The sequence below is a fragment of the Actinomadura miaoliensis genome (genome assembly GCF_039536785.1).
Lineage (GTDB): Bacteria > Actinomycetota > Actinomycetes > Streptosporangiales > Streptosporangiaceae > Spirillospora > Spirillospora miaoliensis.
Window position 1 is genome coordinate 61,415 of record NZ_BAAAZG010000036.1, and the last position, 13,788, is coordinate 75,202.

Consider the following 13,788-nt stretch of genomic DNA (forward strand, 5'->3'; position numbering starts at 1 on the left):
TATTTCAGCAGTGCGCGTAGAACGTTCTAAAGCAGCCGCCGAGAACACGCGACAGATGCTTCGCCGCGTCCCGGTGACCAGCGATATCTCTTCCACCGCAGTTGCTTTCCGGACGGAAGCTCCTCACCGGGGGACGACAGCGGGCCGGAGCTCAGGTATCCCGATAATCGAGTCGTCATCGCAGGCGCAGGGAAGGATTCGGGATGTTCGGCAGCTCCATCTACCTCCGCGACAGGGAGGCCTTCACCGGCGGATCCCCGCAGGCGGTGTACGAGGAACTGTGGCAGCGCGACCGAAAGGGCAGGCTGCGCACCCGCGCCATTCTCGCCGGTGTGACGCTTGTGCTCTGCGCGGTACTGGTGAACGGTGTTTTCGCTGTCGCCATGGCCTTGCTGGTCGCGGGGGCCGACGCGACGGTGCAGTGGTGGCTGTACCACCGCTCCCATGTGTGGCGGCGTGGGCTGCGCGGCGACCAGCGCATGGCCCGGCTGCTGCGCTTCACGCTGGAGCGGCGCGGGCACCGGGTCCTGCACGCCCGCACCATTCCCGGCCACGGCACCGCCGACCAGGTGCTCGTCGGCCCCGGCGGGGTGTGGCTGATCCGCAACGACGCCTGGCACCCCGAGACCGAGATCAGCAGGTTCGGCGGACGGCTGTTCATCGACGGGCGCACCCGCACCGCCATGACGCGCGAGCTGAAGGAGGCCGCCGCCACCGCCGGGCGGCTCATCTCCGAACGCGCCGACATGGAGCTGAAGGTGGTGCCCGTCCACGCGGTGCACGGCGGCAAGCTGCTCAAGAGCCCGTTCACCGCCGACGGCATCCTGTTCGCCCGGCCGCTGCGGCTGCTGCTGTGGATCCGCCGCCACCCGCACGCCGTCCTGTCCCCCGAGGACGTCGAGACGGTCGCCCGCGCGGCCGTGCACGCGCTCCCCATCGGCGGCCGCACCATGACGTCCGAAGCCGCCTGAACAGCCTCCGCACCAGCCGTACACCACCCGAAGACGCCGAGACGGTCACCGGGGCCGCCGCGCCCCGCACCAATGCCCGCCGTCTGTCGCTGGCGCGCCGCCCCCCGCGGTCGGCGACGCGCCAGCCAACGCCCCCAGCTCCTCCTCGGCACGTCCGCCGGTCATGGGCGCTGAGGATGAGCGGTGGATCGGGTAGGGGTTCGTTCAGCTCGTGCGACGGCCGGTGCGCCACAGCCAGTACAGGCCGATAACGGGCAGCACCAGGGGGATGAACCCGTAGCCCTGGCCGTACACCGACCACACCGTCTCGTCGGGGAACGCCGCCTTGTCGGCGAGACTCAGCGTCCCGACGGCGAGCACGCCCACCAGCTCGATCGAGCAGGACGCCAGCGCCACCCGCCGTGACGTGCGTCCGCCCAGGGCGAGCGCCACGGTGGCCAGCACGTACACGGCCGCGGCGAACGCCGACAGCGAGTAGGCGACGGGCGCGTCGGAGAAGCGGGTCGCCATCTGCACCGCGGCGCGCGCCCCGGCCGCCAGCGCGAAGATCCCGTACACGGCGACCAGGATCCGCCCGGGGCCGCTGCCCGTCCCGGCCTCCTCGGCCGTCCCGGCGGTCTTCTCGCGCACGTCCTCAGACAACGGTGCCCTCCCACAGCTGCCCGAGACGCACCACCATCACCGACACGGCCAGGCACGCCACCACGATGACGCCCGGACCCCAGCGGGTTCGTTCGAGCAGCCCCCAGCCCGCGCTGACGACGGGGATGAGCACGACGCCGATGAGGTAGCCGACGAAGGTGGCGGTGTCGGCGGGCCCCTCGTCGCCGGACAGCTTGACGAAGCCCACCACCATCTGGGCGATCAGCAGCGCCTCCAGGACGCCCAGGGCGGCCAGGTGGTCCCAGCCCATCGCCCGGTCGCGCAGGGTCGTCACCAGGCTGTAGGCGGCTGCCAGCAACGACGCGATGATGATCACGGTGGAGAGGGCGCTCGACATAGCAGTCCCGAGACTACTACCGCTTGTAGAGCACCGGCCGTCCGGTCCCGTGGAATCATGAACGGCGTGAACGCGCTCGACGGCCTCATCCTGACCCGGCACGGGGAGAGCACCGGCAACCTCGCCTACCGCGCGGTGCAGGGCACCGACGCCGAGGAGACCGAGATCCCCGAACGCGACGCCGACATCCCCCTCACCGACACCGGACGGCTCCAGGCCGCCGCCTTCGGCCGCTGGCTGGCGGAACTGCCCGACGACGAGCGTCCCACCAGGGTCGTCACGTCCCCCTACCTGCGCGCCCGGGACACCGCCCGCATCGCCCTCGCGCAGACCCCGTTCGGGCCGGACGAGCCGGGCGGGCTGCGCATCGAGATGGACGAACGGCTGCGCGACCGCGAGCAGGGCATCCTGGAGGGCCTCACCCCTCTCGGCGTGCGCCGCCGCCATCCGCAGGAGGCCGCGCGCATGCGGCGCCTGGGCAAGTTCTACTACCGGCCCCCGGGCGGCGAGTCCTGGACGGACCTGGCCCTGCGGCTGCGCAGCTTCTACCGCGACCTGGACCTGTCGTCGCCGGGCGCCCGGGTCCTGGTGGTCGCGCACGACGCGATCGTGGTGATGACCCGGTACATCGTCGAGGACCTGTCCGAGCAGGAGATCATGGAGATCGAGAAGGATCCCATCGGCAACTGCTCGGTGACCCGCTGGCAGCGCCACGGAGGCACGCTGCGCCCCGCCGCCTTCAACGACTGCACCCACCTGCTCGACGCCGATCCCGCCACCCCGTGACCCCCGGGCGGGCCCGGCACGGTGACGCCCCGGGCTTTTCGGAGTCGAACTCACAGAACGCGTCCGAATCACGTCGGACGGCAAGCGGAATTGACCGGCCCCGGCATTTGCACGGTGGGTGCGTAAACGGTCGCAACGTGCTCGCGACCGTCGAACCGCTAAAGGCGCGGACGCGGATCGCGGCCGGCGCGTAAGGCACCGGGCGACGCGGCCGTCCGTCCTGGGCGACGAAGACACGACGCGCCTGGCATTGGCAGCACCATGCCGCACCTGACCTGGCAACACGTGCGCCCGCCCCTGAACCGGCTCCCTTTGCGCGCGCCCGACTGATCTTGAGTGCGGACTGTGCGTCCACGCACGTTCACTGAAACAACGTCAACCGTTATGCGGGAGTTCGCCTAAAGTTTAAAGACCGTCTCCGCCGCGTTCCGAGGAGCCTCTATGACCGTGGTCTCAGGTCTCGTCCGATACGTCGCCGCGGAGGCGGAGCGCCGCCTGCGAGAGGGACTCGATCTGATGTCCCGGCTCGGACTGGACCGGACCCGGCTGGACGCCTACGACGAACGCCTGCGCCGCATGGAGCAGACCCTCGACGGTCAGCAGGCCGAACTGCGCTCCCTGCGCGCCGACCTCGACTCGCTGGTCACCCAGCTCAACGACCGCGTCCTGCCCCGCCTCGACGAACGCATGGACGACACCGAACGCGACCTCGCCACCGTCGCCACCGGCGTGCTCCGCCAGAGCCGCGACAACGCGGCCAACGGCACCCGCCTGGAGTCCGTCGAACAACGCGTCGGCGACCTGCGCTCCCGCCTGTCCCGCGTGGAACAGCGGGCCGGCCTGTGGCGCGACCTCCAGGCCAATCTCGCCCGCCTCGGCGAGGACCTCGACGCCCTGCGCACCCGCCTCACCGCCACCGACAACCCGCTGGGCACCGAGGCCCGTCCCTGACCCGCCACACATCGGAAGGGCTGCTTCCTGGTGGCGTCGCCGTCCGATCGCCATCGGCCGCAAGCCCCGCGCCATGTGGGTGATGACCTTCCACTCGGCGTGCGCGCGGATCCTGCGCCGCGGGCCGAGCCGCTCGGCTTCCGCTCCAGCCTCTCGATCGACGACCAGGCCGACGCGCAGCGGCCGATGGCCGTGATCCCGGTGGCGGCCGGCCTCCCGCCGCCGGGCAGAATATGCGCATGGCCCAGTCTTCGACCGTGAGCGGTCGCGTGATCGTGGTGGCGGGCGCGGGCGGTCCCGCAGGTCAGGCCGTGGTGCGCCGGCTGGCGGCGGACGGCGCGCGGGTGGTGGCGGCCGACGTGCGCCCGCAGCGGTGGGAGGAGCACAACGTGTTCCCCGCGGTCGTCGACCTGCTCGACGCCGACGGCACCCGCGCCTGGGCGGGCGAGGTCGCCGCCGAGCACGGTGCCGTGGACGGGCTGATCCACCTGGTGGGCGGCTGGCGCGGCGCCAAGTCCTTCGCCGACACCGACCTGGCCGACTGGTCGCTGCTGCACGACCTGCTGATCCGCACTCTGCAGCACACCACGCTGGCGTTCCACCAGCAGCTGCGCCGCTCCACCGCCGGACGGGTCGCGATCGTGTCACAGCCCGGCGCGCGGCGTCCCACCCAGGGCAACGCCGTGTACGCCACCGCCAAGGCGGCGGCCGAGACGTGGACGCTGGCGCTGGCCGACGCGCTGTCCGGCAGCTCCGCGGCGGCGACGATCCTCGTCGTCAAGGCCCTGCTGACCGACGCCATGAGGCAGGACGCCCCGGACGCCGACTACTCCGGGCACACCCACGTCGACGACCTCGCCAAGGCCGTGACCGCACTCTGGGACCGCCCCGCCGACGAGCTGAACGGACGACGTCTTGACCTCACCGGCTCCTGACGGAACCCGCGCACCGGACGCCGGCTTCGCGAGCGACAACTGCGCAGGGGCGCACCCGGAGATCCTCGCCGCCCTGACCGCGGCGAATGAGGGCTACCAGGGCGCCTACGGAGACGACGCGTACACCGCACGGTTGCGCGAGGTCGTCCGGCGGCACTTCGGCGACCAGGCCGAGGTGTTCCCCGTCTTCAACGGCACCGGCGCCAACGTCGTCGCCCTCCAGGCGATGTCGGAACGGTGGAGCTCGGTGATCTGCGCCGAGGGCTCCCACATCAACGTGGACGAGTGCGGCGCCGCCGAGAAGGTCGCCGGGCTCAAGCTGGTCCCGGTGCCCGCACCGGACGGCAGGCTGACACCCGAACTGGTCGACCGGTACGCCTGGGGCTGGGGCGACGTGCACCACGCACAGCCCAGCGTCGTGTCCCTGACGCAGAGCACGGAACTGGGCACCGTCTACACCGCCGAGCAGCTCGCGGCACTCACCGCCTGCGCCCACGAGCGCGGCATGCGCGTTCACATGGACGGCGCCCGTCTCGCCAACGCCGCGGCCTCGCTCGACGTCCCCCTCCGCGCCCTCACCACCGACGTCGGGGTGGACGTGCTGTCGTTCGGCGGCACCAAGAACGGCCTGCTGCTGGGCGAGGCCGTCGTCGTGCTCGACCCCGCGGCGGTACGCGGCCTGCCCTTCCTGCGCAAGGCGGGCATGCAACTGGCGTCCAAGATGCGCTTCATCTCCGCCCAACTCGTCGCGCTCCTCGACGGGGACCTGTGGCTGCGCAACGCCCGGCACGCGAACGCAATGGCCCAGCGCCTGGCCGAGGCCGTCCGCCCCCTCCCCGGAGTGCGCATCACCCGCCCCGTCGAATCGAACGCGGTGTTCGCCATCCTCCCCAGCGAGGCCGTCGCCCGCCTGCGCGAGCACTACACCTTCTCGACCTGGGACGAGCAGACCGGCGAGGTCCGCTGGATGTGCTCATTCGCCACGACGGAACACGAGGTCCAAGCCTTCACCTCCGCCCTCTCCAAAGCCCTCACCGCCTGACACCCCACGGCGAACGCCCCCGGCTCACGACACAAAGACGCCCTTCAACAACAGGCCACCTGGGGAGAAGCCCCCGGCAACAACGCGAAATCCGCACGGCGCACATCGCGGCGGTGAAATGCAGGGCGGGTCCGTTGCAGGCAGGCGTCTTCTGCCCTCGAGAGACCGAGGCGGGGCGCTGGGTGAACAGGCGCTTGGTCGGCGGGTTATCGTGTCACCGAACACGATTCGGTACAGGAGGCGAGCCGGATGGCCAACCGCACGTTCGTCGTCGGCGTCGGCATGACCAAGTTCGAGAAGCCGGGCTCCCGCGACTGGGAGTACCCGGACATGGCCAAGGAGGCGGTCGGCAAGGCTCTCGAGGACGCCGGGATCGCCTATGACCGGATCCAGCAGGCGTACGCCGGCTCCATGTACGGCGCGATGGGGCAGCGTGCGCTCTATGAGGTCGGCATGACCGGCATCCCGGTGATGACGGTCGCCAACGCGTGCGCCACCGGATCCAGCGCTCTGTTCCTGGCCCGCCAGGCGGTCAAGGGCGGCCTGGCCGACTGCGTCCTCGCTCTGGGGATGGAGAAGATGCAGAAGGGCTCGCTCGGCGCGGGCGTCGGCAAGTCCAGGGTCACGATCATCGACCACCATCTGACGTCGATGACGGCGGGACGCCCATGGGAGATGGACAAGGCCCCCATGCCGCAGATGTTCGGCAACGCGGGGCGCGAGCACATGGAGAAGTACGGGTCGACGCCCGAGCACTACGCCTGGATCGGCTGGAAGAACCACAAGCACTCGGTCAACAACCCGTACGCCCAGTTCCAGGACGAGTACACGCTCGAAGACATCCGGAACGCGCCGATGATCTACGAGCCGCTCACCAAGCTGCAGTGCTCCCCCACCTCCGACGGCGCCGCCGCCGCGATCGTGGTCAGCGAGCGGTTCCTGGAGGAGCACGACCTCGCCGACCGGGCCGTGGAGATCGCCGGGCACCACATCGCCACCGACACCCCCGACAGCTTCGCCGACCACTCCTCCATCCAGGTCGTGGGCTTCGGCTGCTCCCGGCGCGCCGCCCGCGCCGCCATGGACGAGGCCGAGGTGTCGATCGACGACGTCGACGTCATCGAGCTGCACGACTGCTTCAGCGCCAACGAACTGATCACGTACGAGGCGCTGGGCATGGCAGCCGAGGGCGAGGGCCACAAACTCGTCGACGACCAGGCCACCACGTACGGCGGCCGGTGGGTCGTCAACCCGTCCGGCGGCCTGATCTCCAAGGGCCACCCGCTGGGCGCCACCGGCCTCGCCCAGTGCGCCGAACTCACCTGGCAGTTGCGCGGCGAGGCGGACGCGCGCCAGGTGGAAGGCGCCCGGGTCGCCCTCCAGCACAACATCGGCCTGGGAAGCGCCTGCGCCGTAGCCGTCTACAAGCCCGCAACGTAAGGGCACCATCCACTACGGGAGGCGCCACCCTGGCCCACCCGCAATCGACCGCACAAAACTCGCCCCAGCGGCCGATACAGCACAGACATTGACAATCCAGATCCCCGCAGCCAACACCGCAGCCCTCCTGGCGCCGGACCACTGGCCCATCGCTTCTGCCGCAAGCCCCACCGCGACCTGGCCTCGCTCGGGGGCGTGCAGACGCCTCCGGCGGCCAGGCGCAGAACGCCGAGCTGACCGGCCAGGCAGAACCGGCGAACCCGCCCCCTGCCGCCATGGCGGCAGGGGCGGCATCGCCCACCGACGTGCGACCGACGGCGCGACGCCGCCCGAACGACGCGGGCACCCCCGCCAATCACCGCCCACGCCGCACCACCCGAACCCCGCAGTGCCCCACCACCAATCACCACCACCGCAGAAAAGCCGCACGCATTACCCAAGCGCCCCCCACAGCGATCGAGCGGACTGGACTTTGGCGGGGGCGCGGTTGATTTCGTCGGCGAGGACGAAGTTGACGAAGACGGAGCCGGGGTTCAGAGCCTCGGCCCGGCGGCTGGGGCGTCGGAAAGGAACGATGCGGAGCCCGCATCTGACACCGGGGTGCCCCGCAGCCCGTGAGACAAATATTGACTTTCGTCTCACGGCCTCTACTCTGGGGGCACCCGTCAGGGAGGTGCGATGTCCGCCTCGTCCACCCGCCCGGCGGCCGGGGCGCCGCTGGGGCCGGGGTCGCTGCTCTGGAAGTACGCCTCCGACCTGCGCTCTCTGTTGCCCGGCGCCGCCGCGGGGCTGATGCAGCTGATGCATCCGGGCATCGGCGCGGGGGTGGCCGAGCACTCGGCGTTCTTCGACGCGCCGTTCGACCGGATCTACCGGTCCGTTCCGCAGATCTGGGCGACCATCCTGACCCCGGACGGCGAGCGGCGCGGCCACGCGATCCGTGACCTGCACCGCGGCGTCGGCGGGGTCGACGAGCACGACCGCCGCTACCACGCGCTGGAGCCGGAGACGTTCTGGTGGGCGCACGCCACGTTCACCTGGGAGATCTTCAAGGCCGCCGAGATGTTCCACCCGGAGACGCTCAAGGCCGAGGACCGCCGGCGTCTATACGACGAGACCGTCACCTGGTACTCCCGCTATGGGGTCAGCATGCGCCCGGTGCCTGCCGACTACGCGGCCTTCCAGTCGAAGTTCTGGCACATCTGCGCCAAGGTTCTGGAACTCACCCCGGCGGCGGCGCGCGCCCTGGACATCGCCAGATACGGATCCGACACCATCTCCCTCATGCCGGTGGGCGGGCCGCGGCTGGAGCGGGCCGGACGCCTGTTCGCCGAACGGCCCTTGCGCCTGGTGACGTTCGGATGCCTGCCGCCGATCGTCCGGGAACGCTTCGACATCCCGTGGAGCGCCACCGACCAACTCCGTTTCGCAGCCTTCGCCGTCGCCAGCCGCCAGGGCTACCGCATACTCCCAACGCGTCTCAATCACTGGACGATGCGCAACACCCTGCGCTACATCGGCTCCCAAACCCGTGCCCAGCGCTACCAACCCGCCGCCTAAACCACTCCCCCACCCAAAAAACAACCCCGCGCACTCGCCAACCGCCACATCCATCCCCAAACCCCTAACCAGCGCAACCAACCCGCCGCCTAACCACCAGCGCTCAAAAATCGACCCCGCGGACTTGTCAGCCGCTGCAACAGCACGCATCAAGCAGCCGCACCAACCAGTGGAGGACGTGGAGCTCCGGCTTCGTGGCCGGTCTTCCCAACATCCGATGAGCGTTAGCCTCGGGTGAATCGGATGGTCGCATAACCTTCAGCCAGGAAGCCGACAACTAGAGGTGTGGAGACCATAGGCGCCGGCGCCGACCCGACGGTTTCCGCCAGGTGCGCGGCACCCGAGCACGCGGACCCCGGCGGTGCCGCCGCGACTCCAGACGCAGTTCCCGCCCTGGTGCGAGCGGTCCGCCGGAGGCGCCGTGGCCTCGTCGGCCTGCTGGTCCTCGTCATCGTGATCGTCCTCGCGGTCGTGTACGGCACCGCCCCGCTTCGCGCGGCGGCGGCCGCGTTCCACGACGTGCGCTGGGAACTGGTACCGGCGTTGGCGCTCCTTTCAGTGCTGCACTACGTGTTCGCGGCGGTGGCGCTGCGCGGGGCGGCCGGGTGGCGGCTGCCGCTGCTCGAGACGACGCTTGCCCAGTTCACGGCCGCCGCGGCCAACCGCGTCACACCCGGTGGCCTCGGTGCCGTCGCCGTCAACACCCGCTACCTGGTCTGCCACGGAATGCCCTTGGCGCGCGCGGCCGTCGCCGTGGCGGTGCTGCAGGTGGCGGGTGTTCCCGCGGACCTGCTCATGATGAGCGCGCTGCTCGCCCTGGGCGGAGGGGACAGCCGCATGCTGGACGCGATGGGCAGCCACGCCGCCGCCGTCGTCGAGTTGCTGCCGTCCTGGCCGTTGGTCGCCGCGACGGGGCTCCTGCTGCCCGCCGCGGTCCTGTGGGGGCGTCGCGCCGTCCGTTCGGCCGTGGTGGGACGGGCACTGGAGGGAGTGACCGGCCTTTGCCGCCGCCCCGGCGATCTCGTGCTCACCCTGGTGGCCTCCGCCTCCACCACGTTCGTGCTCGGCCTGGCGTTCGGCATCAGCGTGCTGGCCGTCCCCGGCGCCACGGCCGGTGCCGGCGACATGATGGCGCTTGTCACGGCCTACCTGGTCGGCGCGGCGGCGGGCGCGGCCCTGCCCGCGCCAGGGGGCATGGGGTCCACCGAGGCCGCGCTGGTGGCCGCGCTCGCCGCCCTGGGCGTCGCCGCCGCTCCCGCGTTGCAGGCCGTGCTGCTGTTCCGGCTGGTCACGTACTGGGCGCCGGTTCCGGTGGGCCTGCTGACCTCCCGCACCCTGCGGATCAGTCGCGGATCAGCTCTTCCAGACAGTCCTGGAACTCCTGCGTGATGTGAACGGCCAGCGAGTCGTCCGGTGATTGCTCGACCGTGCCCGCCAGCGACAGCACGCCCTCGTGCCACCGGTAGATGTGCGGCTGCACCGAACGCGGCCCTTGCTGGTACTCCTCCCACGCGAGCTCGATGAGCCTGTTGATGGCGCCGGGGATCGCCGCCTGCTCCAGCGGCGCCGCATGCACCACGCTCTGCGTGGGGATGGCGAGCAGCACCCCGTACGGTCCGGTCACCGGGTAGTCCCCCACCCACAGGGCGTGCCCGGTGACATAGGCGGTGTCGCCGTACAGGGACGCGAGCCGGGTGCCGTCGACAGGCTGGACGTGGGCGTCCAGTGGCCCGTCTGACCGGACGTTCTCCCGCGCCACACGGAACAGCTCGTCCTGGTCGACCGGCCATCCCTTCACCATCTCGGTGGTCAGCACCATCAGCGTCGTGGGCTTGTCGATCACCACGACCTCGCTGAGCCCGGGCGCCACGGGACGGCGCACGATGTCCAGTTCGTCGCCGATGTCCTCGGCGTACACGCGCATCCGCAGCAGCGACCGCACCGACGTGTAGTCGTCGAGGTCCAGGCCGCCGTCGTCCAGGTCGGCTTCGGTGGCGGCGATGAGGCTGCCGAGGAAGTCGGCCACCAGCGCGGGCCACTGGTCGCGCGGCTCGCGCGCGGTCCACTGCCGCAGGTTGGTGAGCCGGATGCGGTAGGGGGTGTCGTCGTCGCGGTCCGGCCGGGACACCTCGACCTCGTCCGCGCTGATCAGCGCGCAGGCATAGCCGTAGTGCTCCAGCACCGTCAGCACCAATGGGAGAAGCGGGTCGTCCCCGACGACGGACCCGGCGTCCCCGTCGTGGGACTCCATGTGACCCCTCAGAACGGACCATCCGATGTTGGGGACAGCCTACGTGATCTAGGTGCCCGCCATGATGCCGTAGGGCCTGCCGGACGGTTCGCCGTACGCAGGCGGCTCTCCGGGCTCCGGCCGAGCCCGCCCGGCTTCTGACGCGGTTGCGCGCTGTGGCATCGGGGCGGAGAGGACGAGCCTTGAGGCAGGCCGCCGGCCCAGCGAGCAGCGTTTTCAACGCGAGGGCCAGACGCTGTAGAAGTCCTGTGGCCACGTGCACCCCAGGGTGGGGGCGACGCGTCTTGTCGTGCGTCAGGTTTTGATGCGGCGGTTCAGGCGGGAGGCGATGCGGTTCAATGTGGCGTCGTCGGGGCTCCAGCCGCGTTGCAGGAGGGCCGTGAGCAAGGCCTCCAGGTAGGGAGCAGGCCGGGCGAGCAGGTCTTTGGTGACGGGGATGACTTCCCATTCCTTCTCCTTTCGCAGCCATCGGCGGCGGCGTTCGTCGTGTGCCCGGGCCTGGGCGCCGGTGTGGTGGCGTTCGCCGTCGTACTCCAGACCGACGCGTAACTGCTCGTAACCCAGGTCGACGAACAGCGGCTCCCCGTAGGGGCCGGCGACGCCGATTTGAGTACGAGGCCGGGGGAAGCCCGTGTCGACGACCATCACCCGCGTCCAGCTCTCGCCAGGAGACGCGGCGCCGCTGTCGCCCAGGCGCAGTACGTCGCGCAGCCGCCGGGCGTTGGGGCGTCCGGCGAGGTCGCGGGCCATGGCTGCCAGGGAGGCCGGATCGACGCCCCGCCGCAGGAACTGGTCGAGTGCCGCCACCGCCTCGCGGCGCGGCAGCCAGCGGGCGCAGTCGAGCGCCGTGCGCGCCATGGAGGTCACCCTGACGCCGGCCTCCTCCACGATGTCCTCGGCCGGTAATTCGTCCGGCGGCAGATCGTGGCCGGGCCGCACCAGTTCCACGTCCCACTGCCACTGGTTCACCCCGGGAGGCAGCACGTCCAGCCCCCAGATCCAGGCGGCGGTCCTGCGGGCGATGACCGCGTGCGGCGCCAGCAGGCGGCTGATCATCGACGCCCTGACGGCCAGGGAGTCCGCCCGCTCGAATTCGAGGTCGGTATCGACGGTGACGGGGACGGCGAGTCCGTTCCGGATGCGCTTCCAGGTGAGGTTTCCGGCGCGCCCGCCGGCCGATGCGAACGTTTCCATGGCGACGATGATGCGCCTTCAGGAGGATCCAGCGGAAGGCACCTCGGAATCTGTGGATAACCTCGTGACGCACGCCAGAATGCCTGACTTAGCCGGTTATAGTGGCGATCGCGGGAATGGAGGAGATAAATATGCTTTTGGAGCACCGGGGGCAGCGGCCCGCCGTCCACGAATCCGCGTACATCGCGCCTACGGCGGTGTTGTGCGGAGCAGTGACGGTGGGCGAAAGAGCCCGCATCCTGCATGGCGCGGTACTGACCGCCGAGGACGGTCAGGTGCGCGTGGGCGAGAACGTGGTCGTGATGGAGAACGCGTTGGTGCGTGGCCGCAGGGAGCATCGACGAGGTATTCGTGGCGACGGGCGTATCAGTCTTCCCCGGCGCCGTGGCCGGTACCCGCTCGGAGCTGCGCATCAACAGCGTTCTGCACGTCAATTCACGGCTCGCCCCGGACACGGTCCTGCCGATCGGGTGGATAGCCGCAGGAGATCCGGCGGCGTTGTTCTCCCCCGACCGGCACGACCAGCTGTGGGAGGTACAACGGGACCTGGATTTTCCGGGCACCGTGTACGGCGTCCCACGGGGGACATCACTGCGAGAGATAATGGCCCGGCAGGTCGATTTCTATGGGACGCACAAGGGGGATCGTCGCGTCGGTTAGCGCGACCTGCAGGGCGCGCCGAACAGTCGCCGGCTCACCCGCGATCAGGCCGCTGCCGCGGCCCACTCCCCGATCTTCTTTATCAACGCAGGCGGCGCGGCGGCTTCCGCATGGCCGAACGAGGGCTCAATCCACAGTTCTCGTGGATCGCGCGCCGCCTCGTACAACTGGTGGGCGTGCTCAAGGGGGAAGAACGGATCGGCATCCCCGTGCACCACCAGCAGCGGTGTGGGGGCGATACGGCCTGCGACTTCGTAGGGCGCCTCGGGAACGGGATCCCATCCGCTGGCCGCGATCCGGGTACGGCGGGCGAGCCTGACCGCCAGGCGCCCCGTGCGCCGTTCGATCGCCCAGTGGACGCGTCGCATCGGCGTCGTCCCCCGGTAGTACCAGCGGGCGGGCGCGCTGATGGAAGCGACGCAGTCCACGCCTCCGTGCAGCGCCGCGTGCCTTACGGCGACCGCTCCTCCCATGGAGAACCCGGCCACGGCGACACGCTCGTACCCACGTCTACGCGCCGCCGCGACGGCCGCCTCCACGTCCAGAACCTCGCGGTCACCGACCGTCGACAGGCCGCCGGACCTGCCATGGCCCCGGAAGTCGAGGCCGATGACGCCGCCGTAGCGGTTGAGCACGCCGGCGATGCGGCGCAACGTCGGCTGCCGCCAGGAGCAGGTGAACCCGTGCGCCAGTACGAAGCACAAGCCCTTCTCTCCAGGCAGGTGGGCGGCGTCGATGCGTACGGCGTCACTGGTGTAGAGCGTCATAGGTTCCAGGGATTGCACACTGACAATGATCCGTCATCGTCTGGTCCGCCCCTGCACCCGACCTGGGCCGACCGTGTCTGACGGCCACTGCTGAGCAGCGCGCGTCGTCCACCATCCGCGCGGGCGGACCGGAAGACCGGCGCCGACCGCCCGCCTCCCGCAGCGCACTCACGAAGACACCGAGTGATCATTTGTGACGTTCACGCAGGTCAGCAGCGTTTTACGGCAAGG

General features: G+C 70.5%; 14 protein-coding genes and 1 pseudogene. 9 read left to right on the forward strand and 6 right to left on the reverse strand.

All coding sequences use genetic code 11. The features are described from left to right. Positions 1 to 203: 203 nt before the first annotated feature. The gene (locus tag ABD811_RS23785) at positions 204 to 971 is read left to right on the forward strand and encodes a nuclease-related domain-containing protein (protein WP_344951702.1); all 768 of its coding nucleotides are present in this window, start codon (positions 204 to 206) and stop codon (positions 969 to 971) included. Between the two features lie 204 nt (positions 972 to 1,175). On the opposite strand, the gene ABD811_RS23790 is transcribed toward ABD811_RS23785, so the two are convergent. After that, positions 1,176 to 1,613 carry a hypothetical protein gene (locus tag ABD811_RS23790; protein WP_344951704.1) on the reverse strand — a complete coding sequence of 146 codons (438 nt, stop codon included), beginning with the start codon at positions 1,611 to 1,613 and terminating at the stop codon, positions 1,176 to 1,178. Then, positions 1,606 to 1,971 carry a hypothetical protein gene (locus ABD811_RS23795; RefSeq protein WP_344951706.1) on the reverse strand — a complete coding sequence of 122 codons (366 nt, stop codon included), beginning with the start codon at positions 1,969 to 1,971 and terminating at the stop codon, positions 1,606 to 1,608. The genes ABD811_RS23790 and ABD811_RS23795 overlap by 8 nt, the downstream gene beginning before the upstream one ends. A gap of 57 nt (positions 1,972 to 2,028) precedes the next feature. On the opposite strand from ABD811_RS23795, the gene ABD811_RS23800 reads away from it, so the two are divergent. The 5 genes from ABD811_RS23800 (at position 2,029) to ABD811_RS23820 (ending at position 7,125) form a co-directional block, all read left to right on the forward strand. Continuing rightward, the gene (locus ABD811_RS23800; protein WP_344951708.1) at positions 2,029 to 2,757 is read left to right on the forward strand and encodes a histidine phosphatase family protein; all 729 of its coding nucleotides are present in this window, start codon (positions 2,029 to 2,031) and stop codon (positions 2,755 to 2,757) included. A 441-nt stretch (positions 2,758 to 3,198) separates the two neighbouring features. After that, a complete protein-coding gene (locus ABD811_RS23805) occupies positions 3,199 to 3,708 on the forward strand; it encodes a hypothetical protein (RefSeq protein ID WP_344951711.1) in 510 nt (169 codons plus the stop codon). 257 nt (positions 3,709 to 3,965) lie between these two features. After that, positions 3,966 to 4,643, forward strand: coding sequence for an SDR family NAD(P)-dependent oxidoreductase (locus ABD811_RS23810; protein ID WP_344951714.1), 678 nt, complete (start codon positions 3,966 to 3,968; stop codon positions 4,641 to 4,643). Further along, positions 4,624 to 5,685, forward strand: a complete 1,062-nt coding sequence (locus ABD811_RS23815; protein ID WP_344951717.1) for a threonine aldolase family protein — start codon at positions 4,624 to 4,626, stop codon at positions 5,683 to 5,685. Before ABD811_RS23810 ends, ABD811_RS23815 begins: the two co-directional genes overlap by 20 nt. A gap of 249 nt (positions 5,686 to 5,934) precedes the next feature. Continuing rightward, positions 5,935 to 7,125 (forward strand): lipid-transfer protein, encoded by a 1,191-nt coding sequence (locus ABD811_RS23820; protein ID WP_344951720.1) that lies wholly within the window; start codon positions 5,935 to 5,937, stop codon positions 7,123 to 7,125. A 459-nt stretch (positions 7,126 to 7,584) separates the two neighbouring features. Here ABD811_RS23820 and ABD811_RS23825 read toward each other — a convergent pair. Beyond that, positions 7,585 to 7,686: pseudogene (locus ABD811_RS23825) on the reverse strand (AAA family ATPase); the annotation flags it as partial. A 117-nt stretch (positions 7,687 to 7,803) separates the two neighbouring features. Here ABD811_RS23825 and ABD811_RS23830 point away from each other — a divergent pair. Together ABD811_RS23830 and ABD811_RS23835 are read left to right on the forward strand one after the other, a co-directional pair. Next, the gene (locus ABD811_RS23830; RefSeq protein ID WP_344951723.1) at positions 7,804 to 8,685 is read left to right on the forward strand and encodes an oxygenase MpaB family protein; all 882 of its coding nucleotides are present in this window, start codon (positions 7,804 to 7,806) and stop codon (positions 8,683 to 8,685) included. 396 nt (positions 8,686 to 9,081) lie between these two features. Beyond that, on the forward strand, positions 9,082 to 10,074 hold the full coding sequence (locus tag ABD811_RS23835) for a lysylphosphatidylglycerol synthase domain-containing protein (RefSeq protein ID WP_344951726.1): 993 nt from the start codon (positions 9,082 to 9,084) through the stop codon (positions 10,072 to 10,074). Here ABD811_RS23835 and ABD811_RS23840 read toward each other — a convergent pair. Both ABD811_RS23840 and ABD811_RS23845 read right to left on the reverse strand, forming a co-directional pair. Continuing rightward, positions 10,028 to 10,936, reverse strand: a complete 909-nt coding sequence (locus ABD811_RS23840) for a DUF1444 domain-containing protein (protein ID WP_344951729.1) — start codon at positions 10,934 to 10,936, stop codon at positions 10,028 to 10,030. The two genes, ABD811_RS23835 and ABD811_RS23840, sit on opposite strands and share 47 nt — an antisense overlap. A gap of 294 nt (positions 10,937 to 11,230) precedes the next feature. Continuing rightward, the gene (locus tag ABD811_RS23845) at positions 11,231 to 12,130 is read right to left on the reverse strand and encodes a hypothetical protein (protein WP_344951732.1); all 900 of its coding nucleotides are present in this window, start codon (positions 12,128 to 12,130) and stop codon (positions 11,231 to 11,233) included. Between the two features lie 321 nt (positions 12,131 to 12,451). Here ABD811_RS23845 and ABD811_RS23850 point away from each other — a divergent pair, with 321 nt between their 5' ends. Next, positions 12,452 to 12,790: a hypothetical protein gene (locus tag ABD811_RS23850; protein ID WP_344951735.1), complete on the forward strand. Its 339-nt coding sequence runs from the start codon at positions 12,452 to 12,454 to the stop codon at positions 12,788 to 12,790. A 44-nt stretch (positions 12,791 to 12,834) separates the two neighbouring features. On the opposite strand, the gene ABD811_RS23855 is transcribed toward ABD811_RS23850, so the two are convergent. Then, on the reverse strand, positions 12,835 to 13,557 hold the full coding sequence (locus ABD811_RS23855; protein ID WP_344951738.1) for an alpha/beta hydrolase: 723 nt from the start codon (positions 13,555 to 13,557) through the stop codon (positions 12,835 to 12,837). Between the last annotated feature and the right edge of the window lie 231 nt (positions 13,558 to 13,788).

Coding starts and splice junctions, on each gene's coding strand:
- ABD811_RS23820 (WP_344951720.1), top strand. CDS start 5,935: ATGGCCAACCGCACGTTCGTCGTCGGCGTCGGCATGACCAAGTTCGAG.
- ABD811_RS23830 (WP_344951723.1), top strand. CDS start 7,804: ATGTCCGCCTCGTCCACCCGCCCGGCGGCCGGGGCGCCGCTGGGGCCG.
- ABD811_RS23800 (WP_344951708.1), top strand. CDS start 2,029: ATGAACGGCGTGAACGCGCTCGACGGCCTCATCCTGACCCGGCACGGG.
- ABD811_RS23805 (WP_344951711.1), top strand. CDS start 3,199: ATGACCGTGGTCTCAGGTCTCGTCCGATACGTCGCCGCGGAGGCGGAG.
- ABD811_RS23840 (WP_344951729.1), bottom strand. CDS start 10,936: ATGGAGTCCCACGACGGGGACGCCGGGTCCGTCGTCGGGGACGACCCG.
- ABD811_RS23795 (WP_344951706.1), bottom strand. CDS start 1,971: ATGTCGAGCGCCCTCTCCACCGTGATCATCATCGCGTCGTTGCTGGCA.
- ABD811_RS23845 (WP_344951732.1), bottom strand. CDS start 12,130: ATGGAAACGTTCGCATCGGCCGGCGGGCGCGCCGGAAACCTCACCTGG.
- ABD811_RS23785 (WP_344951702.1), top strand. CDS start 204: ATGTTCGGCAGCTCCATCTACCTCCGCGACAGGGAGGCCTTCACCGGC.
- ABD811_RS23855 (WP_344951738.1), bottom strand. CDS start 13,557: ATGACGCTCTACACCAGTGACGCCGTACGCATCGACGCCGCCCACCTG.